This is a genomic window from Pseudomonas putida (assembly GCF_002741075.1).
Taxonomy (GTDB): domain Bacteria; phylum Pseudomonadota; class Gammaproteobacteria; order Pseudomonadales; family Pseudomonadaceae; genus Aquipseudomonas; species Aquipseudomonas putida_T.
The window spans coordinates 2,096,945-2,110,888 of record NZ_CP016634.1; the positions used below are offsets into that span (position 1 = coordinate 2,096,945).

Sequence of the window (13,944 nt, forward strand, 5' to 3'; positions counted from 1 at the left end):
TGTGGCAGCAGGTCTACCCGCGAATGGGCCCTCACTGACAACCCGAGACTCCGTAATGCCCCGCGTTATTCGCTTCACCTCCGCTCTTGCGCTGGCCCTGGCCAGCACCACCGCCCTGGCTGACGGCGACCTGATGACCCGCAGCACCCTGACCGGCGACTGGGGCGGCTTGCGCCACCAGCTCCAGGAAGACGGCATCACGTTCACCGGCGACTACAGCGGTGAGACCGCCTACAACGCCCACGGCGGCCTGCAGCGTTCGGCACGCTACTCGCAGAACCTCAAGCTCGGCGTGCAGTTCGACCTCTCGAAGCTGTACGGCCTGGACAACGCTGGCAAGGTCCAGCTGACAGTCAACGACCGACGCGGCAACAGCGCCTCCGAGGACCTGGTGGGCAACCGGCTGCCGATCCAGGAAAACTACGGCGGCCTCTACACTCGCCTGACCGAACTGAGTTACGAGCGCACCCTGTTCACCCCGGCACTGAACGTAAAGCTGGGCTACATGGCCATGGGCAACGACCTGGGCGGGCTGGACAGTGGGATCTTGTGCAACTTCATGAACGCCGGTTTCTGCGGCCACCCGTTGAACATGTCTGGCGGCAGCGGCTGGACCAACTACCCCAACGCCCACCTGGGCGTGCGGGTCAAATACGACCTGACGCCAGCCTGGCAATTGCGTCTCGCAGCGTTCAACGTCGATCCCGAGAGCAACGGCAACGCCAGCCGCGCCTGGCACCTGGGGCCCAAGCACACCACCGGCACCGTGGTACCGGTCGAGTTGGTGTACAAGCGCCAAGGCGAGCTGCCTGGCGAGTACAAGCTCGGCTACTACTACGACAGCTCCGACGCCAAACGCATCGGCAGCGATGACGAGGTGTCCGGCCGCGGCGGCCACTACCTGCTGATCGATCAGGCCGTGTGGAACGACGCGACCTTGCCGGGCCGCAGCCTGCATGCCTTCGGCCAGTACTCTGCCTCGAGCAAAGCAGCCTCGCCATTCACCAAGTGGTATGGCGCAGGCGTCGTGCTGTACAAGCCGTTCGAAGGCCGCCCGCGCGACACCCTGGCCCTGGGCTACGGTCGCGCTGTGCCCAACCCGCGTAGCCGCGATGTGCTCCAAGACGCCGCCCAAGCCGCCGGCCAGGACTTCCCCCACCTGGACAGCGCCGAGCAGTTGATCGAGCTGAGCTACGGCTACCAGGCCACACCCTGGCTGAACCTGCGCCCGGATGTGCAATACATCATCGAACCGGGCGCATTCTCCGGGCAGAGCATCGACAATGCGTTGGTGCTGGGATTGCAGGTCAAGGCCAGCTTCTGATCGTTTGCACTTTTGTCGCGAAAGGGGCGCATCGCGCCCCCAACGATCTATCGAGCCTCGCTCAGATGCTCGACCAGGCGAAGCAACATTGCATCGCACGCCTTCAACTGCTCGACACTGACGAACTCATCTGGCTTGTGCCCCTGGTCCATGCTGCCAGGCCCGCAGACGACCGTCGCAATACCCGCCTGATCGAACAGCCCGCCCTCGGTACCGAAGGCCACGGTGCCGAAGTCATCTGAGCCACTGAGCATCGCCACCAGTTGCGCCGCTTCGCTGTCCGCCGGGGTCGCCAGGCCAGGGTAGGCACTGAGCGGTTGTAGACGGATGTCACTGTCAGCACTGACCGCGCGCATGCGCGGCAACAGCTCGGCCTGGGCGTAGGTCTGCAACTGGTCGGCCACCGCCTGGGCCTCGAAGCCCGGCAAGGCACGCACTTCGAAGTCGAACTCGCATTCGGCCGGGACGATGTTCAACGCCCGCCCCCCTTTGATCACGCCGGTCTGCACCGTAGAGAACGGCGGGTCGAAGCGCTCGTCGTGATGCTCGGGACGCGCCAGGCCATCGCCGATCTCGCCGAGCTTGCCGATCAGGCGCGCGGCGTATTCGATCGCATTGACCCCATAGGGCGCGTACGCCGAATGGCACGCAGCGCCGTGCACCTGGCAGCGCATGGCCAGCTTGCCTTTGTGGCCTAGCACAGGCTTGAGTTCGGTGGGCTCGCCGATCAGGCACAGGCGCGGCTTGTGCGGGCGTTGCTGGAGGGCAGCCAGCATGGAACGCACGCCCAGGCAGCCGACTTCCTCATCGTAGGAAAACGCCAGGTGCACCGGCCATTTCAACGGCTGCGCCAGAAACGCCGGCACCGCCGCCAACACCGAGGCGATGAAGCCTTTCATGTCTGCCGTACCACGCCCGTACAGACGCCCATCACGTTCGGTCAACGCGAAAGGCTCGACGGTCCACGCCTGCCCCTCGACCGGCACCACGTCGGTGTGCCCGGACAACACCACCCCGCCACGGTCCGTGGGACCAATGGTGGCGAACAGGTTGGCCTTGGTGCCCTCTTCGTTGTGGAACAACTCGCAGTCCACACCCAGCCCGGCCAGGTAATCGCGAATGAAGCCGATCAGCTCCAGATTGGACTCGCGGCTGACGGTGGCAAACCCCACCAGCCGGGCCAACAGTTCGCGGCTGTTCAACTCACTCATCGCCGGGCACCCCATAGCTCGGCGCGGCCGTGGGGTTCAATGCGCGCGTCACGTAGTCCTGCATCTGTGGGCGATAGTCCTGCCACAGTTTGTCCAGGGCACCGATCGGGTCTTCATCCGCCCAGTCCACCCGCAGGTCCACCAGCGGCCAAGTTAGCTCACCGGCAATCTTCATCGCTGCCGAATGCACCGGCCCCGCTTCACCACCAGCGGCCATGGCCGCGTGCATCGCCGCCAGCAGACGATCGGCCAGGTGCCCGGCCGTTTGTTCGAAGGCCGCAACCATGGCCTCGATCACGTGGATCGACGACAACAGGTTGCCCGCCGCCGCGCACTGCTCACCCGCCACTGCGTTGTGCACGCCCAGTGCTTCCTTGCCGGTGAACAAGGCCACCTGCCCCTGGCTGTCGATCACCGTCACCTGGCGGTACTCGCTCCAGCCATTGGCCGTGAGCACCCGGTCCAGTGCCGCAGCCGGCAACTGCCCCTGCTCCAGGGCATCGAGGATCTGCGGGCCCAACGCGGGCAGGGTGATGTTCTGTGTGGCCACCGCACCGACGCCTGCCCGCACCCAAGGGCAACGAGCGCCGACCGCGATGCTCGACGAGCTGATGGCGATACCGAGCTGGCCGGTTTCCTGGCAACGGCCAATGATGGAGAAAGTCATGTTCTGGGGCTCCTGAGGGTCTGTCCAATACACTTGCGAAAACAAACTTTCGCGCGAATGGAGGCATTCTGGGCAGAAGCCATTGGCCCACGAAACCAACTTTTTCCTAGGACCAGAAAAGGAAAAAACTAAGGCAATAAAACATAAAGAAATATTGCACTTCCAAAGTGCCGAAAACCCAGCTCAAAGCCCCGTCGCTCAAGGCCTTCGGTAATTTATAGGCAAGCATTAGCTAAATAATATTTTCGCGATTCAAAGCACATCCCTAGTCTGGCCCCAGGCAAAGGCGGTACCCAACCGACCTGAATAAAACCGCCTTCCAAGAAGGGCTCAGACATGACATTGAACAATATAGAAATCGACACCCTCGTGGTCGGCGCCGGCCAGGCCGGCGTAGCCATGAGCGAACACCTGAGCAAACTCGGCGTGCCGCACCTGGTGCTGGAGCGCAAGCGCATCGCCGAGGCCTGGCGCACCGGGCGCTGGGATTCGCTGGTCGCCAACGGCCCGGTCTGGCATGACCGCTTCCCAGGCCTGGAATTCGACATGGACCCCGACGCCTTCGCCGGCAAGGACCAAGTCGCTGACTATTTCGAAACCTACGTACGCAAGTACAACCTGCCCGTGCGCACCGGCATCGACGTGAAGAAAGTGGTGCGCAACGCTGATCGCCCTGGCTTCACCATCGAAACCAACGAAGGCGTGATTTACGCCAACCGTGTGGTGGCCGCAACCGGCCCGTTCCAACGCCCGGTCATCCCGGCCATCGCACCCAAGGACGAGCGCCTGCACCAGATCCACTCGGCGGCCTACTACAACCCCGAGCAACTGCCCGAAGGCGCCGTGCTGGTAGTCGGTGCTGGTTCCTCCGGCGTGCAGATCGCAGAGGAACTGATGCGCGCCGGACGCCAGGTGTACCTGTCAGTGGGCGCCCACGACCGCCCGCCGCGCGCCTACCGCAACCGCGACTTCTGCTGGTGGCTGGGTGTGCTGGGTGAGTGGGACGCGGAAATCGCCAAACCCGGCCGTGAGCACGTGACCATCGCCGTCAGTGGCGCCCGCGGCGGCCATACCGTGGACTTCCGTGCCCTCGCCCACCAAGGCATGACCCTGGTCGGCCTGACCCAGTCGTTCGAAGAGGGCATGGTGCGTTTCCAGGCTGATCTTGCCGACAACATCCGGCGTGGCGACGAGAACTACCTGGCCCTGCTGGATGCCGCCGATGCCTATATCGAGCGCAACGGCCTGGACCTGCCGGAGGAGCCCGAAGCCCGCAAGCGCCTGCCCGATCCTGAGTGCATCAGCAACCCGCTGCGCGAACTCGACCTGGCCAAGGCCGGGGTCAACACCATCATCTGGGCCACCGGCTACGGCGTGGACTTCAGCTGGCTGCAGGTCGACACCTTCGATGCCAACGGCAAGCCACAGCATCAACGCGGCGTGTCCCGCGAGCCTGGCGTGTACTTCCTCGGCCTGCCCTGGCTGTCGCGCCGCGGCTCGTCGTTCATCTGGGGCGTATGGCACGACGCCAAGCATGTCGCCGGCCACATCGCCACCCAACGTACCTACCTGGCCTACCGCGATCGCGAGCAGCGTGAAACGGATGCCGAGCAGTCCTCAACCTCGATCAAAAAAGTCAGCACCCTCGGAGCGCACTGAATGCCTACACATACCCGTATTCGCATGTTCAACACCAAGGCGACCTACCCCAATCAGTCGCTGGACAATGACCTCTGCCAGGCAGTGCGCGCCGGCAACACGATCTATGTGCGCGGCCAGGTCGGCACCGACTTCGAAGGCCGCTTGGTGGGTCTGGGCGACCCTCGAGCCCAAGCCGAGCAAGCGATGAAAAACGTCAAGCAACTGCTTGAGGAAGCCGGCTCGGACATGTCGCACATCGTCAAGACCACCACCTACATCACCGACCCACGTTTCCGTGAGCCGGTGTACCAGGAAGTCGGCAAATGGCTCAAAGGGGTGTTCCCGATCTCCACCGGGCTGGTGGTAGCGGGCTTGGCCCAGCCTGAATGGCTGATGGAGATCGATATCATCGCCGTGGTACCGGATCAGGCGTAACACTCCGGCATCGCAGGGGCTGCTTGGCAGCCCCCTCGCGGGCATGCCCGCTCCCACTTGGATGACCTTGAGGGAGCGGGCTTGCCTGTTTAGGGCGGGTAAAAAATCAGAGTTTTGCCAGTTCTTCCCGGCAGAAATCGACGAACAACTGCGCAGGCTTGGTCAGTTGCACACGCTTCAAACGCGCCGCCGCCAGGCCCGACAGCGCTACCGGCTCGGCGATGTCCACCGTCACCAGCCGCTGCCCATCGTAGGTGTATTCGGAATGCGGCCGGGTCACCAGCAGCGAAAACCCGAACCCCTGCCCGACCATCCCCCGCACCATCTCGATCGATGGCGAACTGAAGACAATGTTCGGCGTCAGGTCCATCTCGTTGAACAGGCTGACGAAGTAGGTACGGCTCGGCGCCACGTCGAGCAGGATCATCGGCTCCGGGCATAGATCACGCAGCGATACCTGGGCCTGACTGGCGAAGCGGTGTTTCTCCGGCAGCAGCACATAGGGCTTTTGCGGTGGCATCAAGGGCTCGGCCTCAATGGTGCCGTCCAGATCATGATCGTAGAGAAAGGCCAGGTCGAAGGTGCCGGCGGTCAGGCCTTGGATCAGGTCCTGCTGCTCGCCATCGCGCAGACGGATGTCCACGCCTGGGTAGCGCTCGCGAAAGCCTGCGATCAACCTGGGCAGGTACAGCGGCGCCACGGTCTCGAAACAGCCGATATCGATCTGCCCCGCCACCGTATCATTGTCAGCCAAGGCGTTCTGCTCGAACTCATGGGTCATCTGCAGCAAGGCCTTGGTCTTGGCATAGAAGCGCTTGCCACTGGGCGTCAGCGAGACGCCCTGGGCGTGGTGGCGGATGAACAACTGAACGCCGAAGCTCTCTTCCAGGCTCTTGATGGCCGTGGAGATCGACGGCTGCGCGATGTACAACTGGCGCGATGCCTCGGCGACGCTGCCCGCCTCCACCGTGGTGACGAAATACTTGAGTTGACGCAAGGTATAGGAAGCCACAGGCACCTCTCTGACGCCGCGTGGCGGCGTAGCGGATTTTTCCTGCCACCTTACCTTAGCGCCGGCCCCCCTGGCGCCTAGGCGAACAAGGATTTGCCTATGGGTTGAACATACTTTTGATGTTTACCCGCGAAAGGGCCGCCTAGACGCCCCGGCCTACGACTCGCTCAACGCCGTTGCGATGTCACATTGCATACCCGGGGATGCACTCACTGCACCACCCCGCACGCGACGCGGGCGCCACCACCACCGAGTTTTTCAGGATGGTCGCTATGGTTGTCGCCACCGGCATGCACCATCAAGGCATGCCCCTTGAAATCGTCTGCCTTTAGCCGTGGCGCCAGTACCGGCGTCGTGGCCTTGCCGTCGGCACCGACATACAACGCTGGCAGGTCGCCGCGATGGCCACCCGCGTCATACGGCCCCTTGTGAGCGTTGGTCGCCGCAGGGTCCCAGTGGCCCCCGGCGGCACCGGCCGGCACAGGCTTGCCATTCTCCTCGGCCGGGTCGCACGTAGGGCGCTGGTGCAGGTGGAAGCCATGCACACCGGGCGGCAGACCGGCAAGATCCGGAGTGAGCAACGCGCCATAGGGCGTCTGCGCGAGGGTGATCGTCCCGATCGAGTTGCCTGGGCCGTCCGGGCCGGCAAGCTTCAATTCCACCTTTTGTTCGGCCTGGGCAAGGCCGGCGGTGACCAGCAAGGCGGTCATTACCAGTGCTTTCATGCGATTTCTCCTTGGTTTGGAACAACGGGCGTCGTACAGGTTGGACGCGCCACCTGACAGGTGGACTGCATACGCTGCCAGCGATTCCATCCGATCACAGTCAGAAGTACTTCTGTCTTGTGTAAGGAACCTCTACGAGAGCGGTGTTTTCTACCCAGCATCCACTCAAGGAGGGCTGCACCATGCTCGACTCTGCAACCGGCATGCAACCGGGCGAACGCTATACCGTCGACAACGAGGAGCGCACCTGGCAGTTCTCGGGCTTCTTCCTCGATGGCAAGTATTACCTCGACACCGATCTCAACAGCGCCGTCGGCTGGCTGGAAGGCACCCGGTTCTATTACGACGATGTCGACCCGGATGGCCAGCCGATCTTTCCAGACCGACTGGCCGGCACCGTCGAGGACCTGGTGTTGACCCTGGTCGATGGCGCGACGCTCAAGCTCGAAGGCTCGCTGCAGGGCCATCCGACCGACCAGCGCAAAGGCCTTTGAGCTAGGGTCTGTATGAAACGTCTTGAGACGAAAGTCAGGCAAGGCGAAAACAGCCGAGGAACGGTCGGAGTCGCGCTCGACTTTACGGGTTGTAAATGAGCATTCCGAGGCTGTTTTCAACGCAGCATCACCGAGTATCAAGGCTTTTCGTACAGAGCTAAGAGCGTCGGATCACACTCACCGCCTGAGAAGCACAGGCGGTGGCGTGGCCAAGATCAGTGCTGATCTACAACGACGATCAATCAAAGTCCCAGTAAGGCTGGCAGTGGCCCACCTCGGTCCACCCCGTACCCTCAGGGCACGACGGCTCGAGGGTCCAGTAACTCAGCAGCAGGTTGTCGGCGGCGTTGGCCTGGGCAAACGGTGAAGCCGTCGTTTCAGAAGCGGACTCGGTGCTGTTGGCAAACTGGGCCAGGCCCGCGGTCATCAACAGCGCAATTAAGGCAAGTTTTTTCATTTCGTTTTCTCAAGCATTTCTGACTTCAATGGAGCAGGCGAAGCCTCTCGACCCGCCTGCCGACTGGTGAGAGACCTTGGCCTTCACCCATGCCCACTGTCGTCTAGCCAGTGATCCCTCCGTAATCCGGAAATGCTCCCCCACAGAGCCCTGCATTCACCTGAGTCGCCCGCCTGTCTGCCCAGCCCATTCAGGGGTAGGAGCCCCGACCAGGTAGTCAGGCAGTGGTTTGGGTGAGGGCACACGGGACTGCGCATTCACCCCCCCTCAACATCCCACGCTCTACGACGAAATCGATCACCGCCTGCAACCCCTCCCCCTTCTTAAGATTGCTGAAAGTCCACGGCCGCTCAGGGCGCATGCGTCGGGTATCGCGCGCCATCACCTCCAGCGAGGCGCCGACATAAGGCGCCAGATCGGTCTTGTTGATCACCAGAAAATCCGACTTGGTGATGCCTGGCCCTCCCTTGCGGGGAATCTTCTCACCTTCGGCGACATCGATGACATAGATCGTCAGGTCAGCAAGCTCGGGGCTGAACGTCGCGCTGAGATTGTCGCCTCCGCTTTCGACGAAAATCACATCCAGATTGCCAAACTTGCGCGCCAGCGCCTCCACGGCAGCCAGGTTCATCGAGGCGTCTTCGCGGATTGCCGTGTGCGGGCAACCACCGGTCTCCACCCCGACGATACGCTCAGGCTCCAGGGCACCGGCCTCGGTGAGGATGCGCTGATCTTCCTTGGTATAGATGTCGTTGGTGACCACAGCGATCTGGTAATGGTCGCGCATGGCCTTGCACAGGGCTTCGAGCAATGCGGTCTTGCCGGAGCCGACCGGGCCGCCGACCCCAACGCGCAGGGGGTTTTGATGACTTTGCATGAACGTATTCCTCAAGAACGGAACAAACGGGTGTATTGGGTTTCGTGACGGGACGAGGCGATGGCGAGCAGCGGCAGGCTGCCACCGAGCTGGTCATCCTCAAGCGCCAGGGCACGCTCGAGCACGGCAGGCAGCGCCTCCCCCATGTCACGCAGCAGCGTCTGGGCGGCTTGCTGGCCGAACGGCACCAACTTGACCCCGGCCATCACCGCACTTTCGAGCCAGGCGAAACCATGGCCCAAGGCCAACTGACGCAACGGTATGGACCAGTGCACGCCAAGCCAGGCCATGCCGCTCAGTTGGCTGAGTTCGAGACTGGCCCGCCAGGCCGGGGCCTGCCCCAGCTGCCAGCCATCGAGCAGGCGCGCCAGTGCACTGCCACGCTGTTGTTCTTCCAGCCGCAGCTCGGCGGTCTCACGGTTAGCCAGCACGAAGCGGCTCCAATGAGCGAACGCGTCGGCATCATCGACCTGGCACGCATGATAGAGCCGCGCTAAAACAGGCCAATCGAGATAACCGAGGGTGTCGTGCACTTGCTCGCGCTGCCAGGCAGCGAAGGTTGCAATGTCGCGCACCCAACCGGCTTCCACAGCCCACTCCAACCCCTGGGAATAGGTGAACCCGCCCACGGGCAAACCTGGGCTGGCCAGTTGCAGCAGACGCAGCAGCGCCAAGTCGTGGTTCATCAACTGGCCAGTACCAGGGCCGCCCCCGCCAGCATCCCGCCACCTACGGCCTTTTGCAGCCCCCTGTGATGACGCAACAGGCAACCCACGGCAAAGCCCACGGCCAGCAGCAGCGTGCTGATCAGGATGAAGCCTGAGCCGAACAGCCAGAACCCGCTAGGCGTCGCCTCCACGCCATGGGCCCAGCCATGGAACAGCGCGAACATCGGCATGACCCATGCCAGCAACCTTTGCCGACGAGGCAGCAGCAAGGCGCCTGCGATCACCCATAGCGACACGCAGATCATCGTCTCCACGCCCAGCACATCACCGAAAAGGTGGCCCAATACCGCACCGCCGATCATCATCGCCAAGGTCGCCAGCGGCAGGCCCAGGCTCCGTCGGGTCAAGGCCGTCAGCACGCCGGTTCCCAGCAACATCAGCAAATGATCCAGACCGGTCAACGGATGCAGCAGGCCATCGCGCAAAGGGCTGGTGTCGTGGCCAGGGTGGGCGAAGGCTGGCAGGGCCACCAGCAGCAGGACAACAGCAAACATCTTTTTCATTGAAAACTCCCAGGATGGCTCAGCAATGGGCGGGCAGGCGCACGAATGGGTGATCGTGGTCGTGGCGATGGGGCGCGCTCTGGTAGGCGCCGGCTTCAGGTTCGAAAGGCGCCCGCTCGGTCACCACGCTCAGGCCCAAGCCGCGCAGCATGTCGTCCAGGACATGGTCGTGCTGGAAACGCAGCAGGCCAGGCTCGATCTGCAGAGGCACATGGCGGTTGCCCAGGTGATAGGCCGCGCGGGCCAGCAACAGTGGATCGGTGCAGTGCACCGTGGACACCTGCTCGGGCGCGGCCAGCACCCGCACTACATGGCGACCTTCAGCATCACCGAGCAGCTCGCCGCCACGCAGCAGGTGCCCTCGCTCAAGCATCAGACCGGCCTCGCGGCCATCGTCCAGAGTGATGCGCAGACGGCTCTTGATACGGCTGTCCACGTCCAGGGTAACGCTGCCAGTCTCAGGGCCGGCTTCGGTGAGCCGGCGGGTCAGGACAATCATGGGCTTTCCTCAGAACAGAAAATAACGCTGGGCCAGCGGCAGTTCGCAGGCCGGCTCGCACACCAGCAGTTCGCCGTCGGCGCGCACCTGATAGGTCTGGGCATCCACCTCGATGCGCGGTTGCAGGCTGTTGTGGACCATGTCGGCCTTGCGTACTCGCCGACAGCCATGGGCCACACCGATCAGGCTGCGCAGACCAAGCGTTTCCGCCAGGCCCCTGTCCATCGCCAATTGAGGCAGAAAGGTCATGCGCGTGGCCTGCCGGGCGGCGCCGAGGGCGCCGAACATCGGTCGGTAATGCACCGGTTGCGGCGTCGGAATCGAGCCGTTGATATCACCCATGGGCGCCATGACGATCATCCCGCCCTTGAGCACCAAAGCAGGCTTGACGGCGAAGAAAGCTGGCGACCAGAGCACCAGGTCAGCGAGCTTGCCCACCTCCACCGACCCCACCTCATGGGCGATGCCGTGGGTCAGTGCCGGATTGAGGGTGTACTTGGCGATGTAGCGCTTGACCCGGAAGTTGTCGCTGTAGTCGCTGTCAGGCGGCAGCGGCCCACGGCGCAGCTTCATCTGATGCGCCACCTGCCAGGTGCGCAGCACCACTTCGCCCACCCGGCCCATGGCCTGGGAGTCCGAGGAGGTCATGGCGAAGGCGCCCATGTCGTGCAGGATATCCTCGGCGGCGATGGTCTCCCGTCGTATGCGCGACTCGGCGAAGGCCACGTCCTCGGCGATGCTCGGGTCCAGGTGGTGGCAGACCATGAGCATGTCCAGGTGCTCATCGACGGTGTTCACGGTGTAGGGCAGCGTCGGGTTGGTCGAGGACGGCAGAACATTGGCCTGCCCGGCCGCGCGGATGATGTCCGGCGCATGACCACCACCGGCGCCCTCGGTGTGGAACGTATGGATGGTGCGATCACCAATGGCGGCCAGGGTGTCCTCGATACACCCGGACTCGTTGAGCGTGTCGGTGTGGATCGCCACCTGGATGTCCAGTGCCTCGGCCACGCCCAGGCAGCAGTCAATGGCTGCCGGCGTTGAGCCCCAGTCCTCGTGCAGTTTCAGGCCTACCGCACCGGCGGCGATCTGTTCCTGCAAGGCTTCGGGCCGCGAAGCATTGCCTTTGCCCAGCAGGCCGATATTGATCGGCAGGCTATCCGCGGCCTGGAGCATACGCGCCAGATACCACGGGCCGGGCGTACAGGTGGTGGCATTGGTACCGGTGGCCGGCCCAGTGCCGCCGCCAATGAATGTGGTAACGCCGCTGGTCAACGCCTCCTCCACCTGCTGCGGGCAGATGAAGTGGATGTGCGAGTCGATTCCGCCAGCCGTGACGATCTTGCCCTCGGCGGCGATCACCTCCGTGCCCGGCCCGATGGGGACGGTCACATTCGGCTGCACATCAGGGTTACCCGCCTTGCCGATCGCCGCGATACGCCCATGACGCACGCCGATATCGGCCTTGACGACGCCCCAGTGATCGATGATCAAGGCGTTGGTCAGCACCAGGTCCATCGCCTCGGCGGCGAGCATCTGGCCCTGGCCCATGCCATCGCGGATAACCTTGCCACCGCCGAACTTGACCTCTTCGCCATAGACCGTGAAGTCCTTTTCCACCTCGACCCACAAGGCGGTATCGGCCAAGCGCACACGGTCGCCGACGGTCGGGCCGAACATGTCCGCATAGGCCTGACGGGATATCCGACTCATGCCCTGCCCTCCAGTGCGCCCATTACCTTGCCTTGGAAACCATACACCTCCCGCTTGCCGGCATAGGCCACCAACCGCACGGTTCGGGCCTGCCCAGGCTCGAAACGCACGGCGGTGCCGGCCGGGATGTCCAGCCGATAGCCCCGGGCCATCTCACGCTCGAAGACCAGGCAATCATTGACCTCGTAGAAGTGATAGTGCGACCCGACCTGCACCGGTCGGTCGCCATGGTTGGCCACGCTGACGCTGACAGTCGGGCGGCCCTTGTTGAGCTCGATGTCGCCGTCAGCGACCTGGATTTCTCCGGGAATCATGTTCGGTTCCTCAGATGATGGGGTCATGCACGGTCACCAGTTTGGTACCGTCGGGGAAGGTCGCCTCGACCTGGACGTCATGGAGCATTTCGGGCACGCCCTCCATCACCTGTCCTCGGCCCAGCACTTCACGGCCCAGGCTCATCAGCTCGGCGACGCTACGCCCATCACGGGCGCCTTCGAGCACTGCGGCGCTGATCAGCGCCACCGCCTCTGGATAATTGAGCCTCAAGCCACGGGCCAATCGCCGCTCGGCCAGCAATGCCGCGGTGAACAGCAACAGTTTGTCTTTCTCTCTCGGGGTCAGCTCCATAGGCGCCTCTCTCAGGTGGCCCAGATGCGCGGCGGGCACGGCGTCAGGCCAAGAACAGCCGGACGCAGCAGGTACCAGAGGCGCTGCAGGGTGGATTGCAGGTGTTGGTTGTCGTGGTCGAGCAGGCGGATCACCAGCAACGGGCCCAGCAAGGTGGCGCCAGAAGGATTGCCCAGCCCCTCCAGAGCCTGGCGCACGCGCTCGAGCAGCGCCGGGTTGGCGGGCGCTGCGCAAAAGGTGGCGATCAGAGGGTGCCCACCAAGCTTCTCCAAACCACCGGCTTCAATGCGCAGGCGCTCGTGCAACCCTGGGGCGTCTGCCAGTTCGATACACAGGCGGCTGTCGAGCGCGCCCTGTTCGAAGCGCTCCCCCATCACAGGGCGGCCCAGGCACAGGGTTTCCCAGGCGAGCAACCGGGCACCAGGTTCGAGCGTGAAGCGGCTGTCGAGCTTGGCGCGAGCGCCGCTGAAGAAGATGCTGTCCTGGGGCAGCCACTCCAGGGTACTGCCCGCCGCCAGATGGAACCGCTGCTCGAGCCGCGCGGTTGGCCCGATGCTGCGGTAGAACTTGCTCGCCCCCGGCATCGTCAGCAGCGCGTGACTGCCAGGCTCGAGATGGACATCCAGCTCCAGTCGGTCACCTGCGACGATGCCACCTGGCGGATGCAGGACATAGACATGGCACGGCGCACCTTCGGGATGGAACGGGCGCTGCACCAAAAGAGGACCGAAGTGCCGTCGCGCACCAAGGCGGGTCACCCCCTCGCGCTGAATGAAGCGCAACTGAAGGCAGGCGCTCCAGCCGGGTTGTTGCTCCAGTTGCTCCTTGTGCTGCGCCAACGACATCCACCAGCCCCCGAAAACACGCGGCCTCATGGCCGCCACGCGGGTCAGGTGCAGCACTGAGCGTCCCGCAGGCCTGACCACTTGATCAAATTCTTTGGCAGGGACACAGCAGATAACGGGCCAACTCTGCGGATGAGGCTGAGTGAAAAGATTCAGCGCGCCGCATCTTCGCAAGTGCTGCCCCAG

At 63.6% G+C, this 13,944-nt stretch carries 16 protein-coding genes and 1 pseudogene; 4 read left to right on the forward strand and 13 right to left on the reverse strand.

Annotated elements, in window-relative coordinates:
- The first annotated feature begins 55 nt into the window (after positions 1-55).
- Positions 56-1,324 (forward strand): carbohydrate porin, encoded by a 1,269-nt coding sequence (locus tag IEC33019_RS09655; RefSeq protein WP_070091201.1) that lies wholly within the window; start codon positions 56-58, stop codon positions 1,322-1,324.
- Positions 1,325-1,371: 47 nt separating this feature from the next.
- On the opposite strand, the gene argE is transcribed toward IEC33019_RS09655, so the two are convergent.
- Both argE and IEC33019_RS09665 read right to left on the reverse strand, forming a co-directional pair.
- Entirely contained in the window at positions 1,372-2,535 is a 1,164-nt protein-coding gene (gene argE, locus IEC33019_RS09660) for an acetylornithine deacetylase (RefSeq protein WP_070091202.1), read from the reverse strand.
- On the reverse strand, positions 2,528-3,202 hold the full coding sequence (locus IEC33019_RS09665; protein ID WP_070091203.1) for a DUF1028 domain-containing protein: 675 nt from the start codon (positions 3,200-3,202) through the stop codon (positions 2,528-2,530). Before IEC33019_RS09665 ends, argE begins: the two co-directional genes overlap by 8 nt.
- Positions 3,203-3,504: 302 nt before the next feature.
- On the opposite strand from IEC33019_RS09665, the pseudogene IEC33019_RS09670 reads away from it, so the two are divergent.
- Together IEC33019_RS09670 and IEC33019_RS09675 are read left to right on the forward strand one after the other, a co-directional pair.
- Positions 3,505-4,861 (forward strand): annotated as a pseudogene (locus tag IEC33019_RS09670) (flavin-containing monooxygenase).
- Complete coding sequence (locus tag IEC33019_RS09675) at positions 4,862-5,278, forward strand: RidA family protein (RefSeq protein WP_070091205.1); 417 nt, start codon at positions 4,862-4,864, stop codon at positions 5,276-5,278.
- A gap of 106 nt (positions 5,279-5,384) precedes the next feature.
- Here IEC33019_RS09675 and IEC33019_RS09680 read toward each other — a convergent pair whose 3' ends face one another.
- Both IEC33019_RS09680 and sodC read right to left on the reverse strand, forming a co-directional pair.
- Positions 5,385-6,290 carry a LysR substrate-binding domain-containing protein gene (locus IEC33019_RS09680; protein WP_070091235.1) on the reverse strand — a complete coding sequence of 302 codons (906 nt, stop codon included), beginning with the start codon at positions 6,288-6,290 and terminating at the stop codon, positions 5,385-5,387.
- Between the two features lie 209 nt (positions 6,291-6,499).
- On the reverse strand, positions 6,500-7,015 hold the full coding sequence (gene sodC / locus IEC33019_RS09685) for a superoxide dismutase family protein (RefSeq protein WP_070091206.1): 516 nt from the start codon (positions 7,013-7,015) through the stop codon (positions 6,500-6,502).
- Between the two features lie 182 nt (positions 7,016-7,197).
- Between sodC and IEC33019_RS09690 the strand changes: the two genes are divergently transcribed.
- Positions 7,198-7,509, forward strand: coding sequence for a hypothetical protein (locus IEC33019_RS09690; RefSeq protein WP_070091207.1), 312 nt, complete (start codon positions 7,198-7,200; stop codon positions 7,507-7,509).
- Positions 7,510-7,747: 238 nt separating this feature from the next.
- Here the strand turns inward: IEC33019_RS09690 and IEC33019_RS09695 are convergent, their stop codons facing one another.
- From IEC33019_RS09695 to IEC33019_RS09735, 9 genes are all read right to left on the reverse strand, one after another.
- A complete protein-coding gene (locus IEC33019_RS09695) occupies positions 7,748-7,966 on the reverse strand; it encodes a hypothetical protein (protein ID WP_070091208.1) in 219 nt (72 codons plus the stop codon).
- A gap of 217 nt (positions 7,967-8,183) precedes the next feature.
- Entirely contained in the window at positions 8,184-8,843 is a 660-nt protein-coding gene (gene ureG / locus IEC33019_RS09700) for an urease accessory protein UreG (protein ID WP_070091209.1), read from the reverse strand.
- An 11-nt stretch (positions 8,844-8,854) separates the two neighbouring features.
- Positions 8,855-9,529: an urease accessory protein UreF gene (locus IEC33019_RS09705; protein ID WP_070091210.1), complete on the reverse strand. Its 675-nt coding sequence runs from the start codon at positions 9,527-9,529 to the stop codon at positions 8,855-8,857.
- Positions 9,529-10,074, reverse strand: coding sequence for a HupE/UreJ family protein (locus IEC33019_RS09710; protein ID WP_070091211.1), 546 nt, complete (start codon positions 10,072-10,074; stop codon positions 9,529-9,531). Before IEC33019_RS09710 ends, IEC33019_RS09705 begins: the two co-directional genes overlap by 1 nt.
- A 19-nt stretch (positions 10,075-10,093) precedes the next feature.
- Complete coding sequence (gene ureE / locus IEC33019_RS09715) at positions 10,094-10,573, reverse strand: urease accessory protein UreE (RefSeq protein WP_070091212.1); 480 nt, start codon at positions 10,571-10,573, stop codon at positions 10,094-10,096.
- 9 nt (positions 10,574-10,582) lie between these two features.
- A complete protein-coding gene (gene ureC / locus IEC33019_RS09720) occupies positions 10,583-12,286 on the reverse strand; it encodes an urease subunit alpha (protein ID WP_070091213.1) in 1,704 nt (567 codons plus the stop codon).
- Entirely contained in the window at positions 12,283-12,600 is a 318-nt protein-coding gene (locus IEC33019_RS09725; RefSeq protein WP_070091214.1) for an urease subunit beta, read from the reverse strand. Before IEC33019_RS09725 ends, ureC begins: the two co-directional genes overlap by 4 nt.
- Before the next feature lie 10 nt (positions 12,601-12,610).
- Positions 12,611-12,913, reverse strand: coding sequence for an urease subunit gamma (locus IEC33019_RS09730; RefSeq protein ID WP_070091215.1), 303 nt, complete (start codon positions 12,911-12,913; stop codon positions 12,611-12,613).
- An 11-nt stretch (positions 12,914-12,924) separates the two neighbouring features.
- Complete coding sequence (locus IEC33019_RS09735; RefSeq protein ID WP_070091216.1) at positions 12,925-13,758, reverse strand: urease accessory protein UreD; 834 nt, start codon at positions 13,756-13,758, stop codon at positions 12,925-12,927.
- Positions 13,759-13,944: the final 186 nt, after the last annotated feature.

Bases quoted from the DNA above. Each gene is read 5' to 3' on its own strand.
- IEC33019_RS09655 (WP_070091201.1), top strand. From the start codon at position 56: ATGCCCCGCGTTATTCGCTTCACCTCCGCTCTTGCGCTGGCCCTGGCC.
- argE (WP_070091202.1), bottom strand. From the start codon at position 2,535: ATGAGTGAGTTGAACAGCCGCGAACTGTTGGCCCGGCTGGTGGGGTTT.
- IEC33019_RS09665 (WP_070091203.1), bottom strand. From the start codon at position 3,202: ATGACTTTCTCCATCATTGGCCGTTGCCAGGAAACCGGCCAGCTCGGT.
- IEC33019_RS09675 (WP_070091205.1), top strand. From the start codon at position 4,862: ATGCCTACACATACCCGTATTCGCATGTTCAACACCAAGGCGACCTAC.
- sodC (WP_070091206.1), bottom strand. From the start codon at position 7,015: ATGAAAGCACTGGTAATGACCGCCTTGCTGGTCACCGCCGGCCTTGCC.
- IEC33019_RS09690 (WP_070091207.1), top strand. From the start codon at position 7,198: ATGCTCGACTCTGCAACCGGCATGCAACCGGGCGAACGCTATACCGTC.
- IEC33019_RS09695 (WP_070091208.1), bottom strand. From the start codon at position 7,966: ATGAAAAAACTTGCCTTAATTGCGCTGTTGATGACCGCGGGCCTGGCC.
- ureG (WP_070091209.1), bottom strand. From the start codon at position 8,843: ATGCAAAGTCATCAAAACCCCCTGCGCGTTGGGGTCGGCGGCCCGGTC.
- IEC33019_RS09705 (WP_070091210.1), bottom strand. From the start codon at position 9,529: ATGAACCACGACTTGGCGCTGCTGCGTCTGCTGCAACTGGCCAGCCCA.
- IEC33019_RS09710 (WP_070091211.1), bottom strand. From the start codon at position 10,074: ATGAAAAAGATGTTTGCTGTTGTCCTGCTGCTGGTGGCCCTGCCAGCC.
- ureE (WP_070091212.1), bottom strand. From the start codon at position 10,573: ATGATTGTCCTGACCCGCCGGCTCACCGAAGCCGGCCCTGAGACTGGC.
- ureC (WP_070091213.1), bottom strand. From the start codon at position 12,286: ATGAGTCGGATATCCCGTCAGGCCTATGCGGACATGTTCGGCCCGACC.
- IEC33019_RS09725 (WP_070091214.1), bottom strand. From the start codon at position 12,600: ATGATTCCCGGAGAAATCCAGGTCGCTGACGGCGACATCGAGCTCAAC.
- IEC33019_RS09730 (WP_070091215.1), bottom strand. From the start codon at position 12,913: ATGGAGCTGACCCCGAGAGAGAAAGACAAACTGTTGCTGTTCACCGCG.
- IEC33019_RS09735 (WP_070091216.1), bottom strand. From the start codon at position 13,758: ATGTCGTTGGCGCAGCACAAGGAGCAACTGGAGCAACAACCCGGCTGG.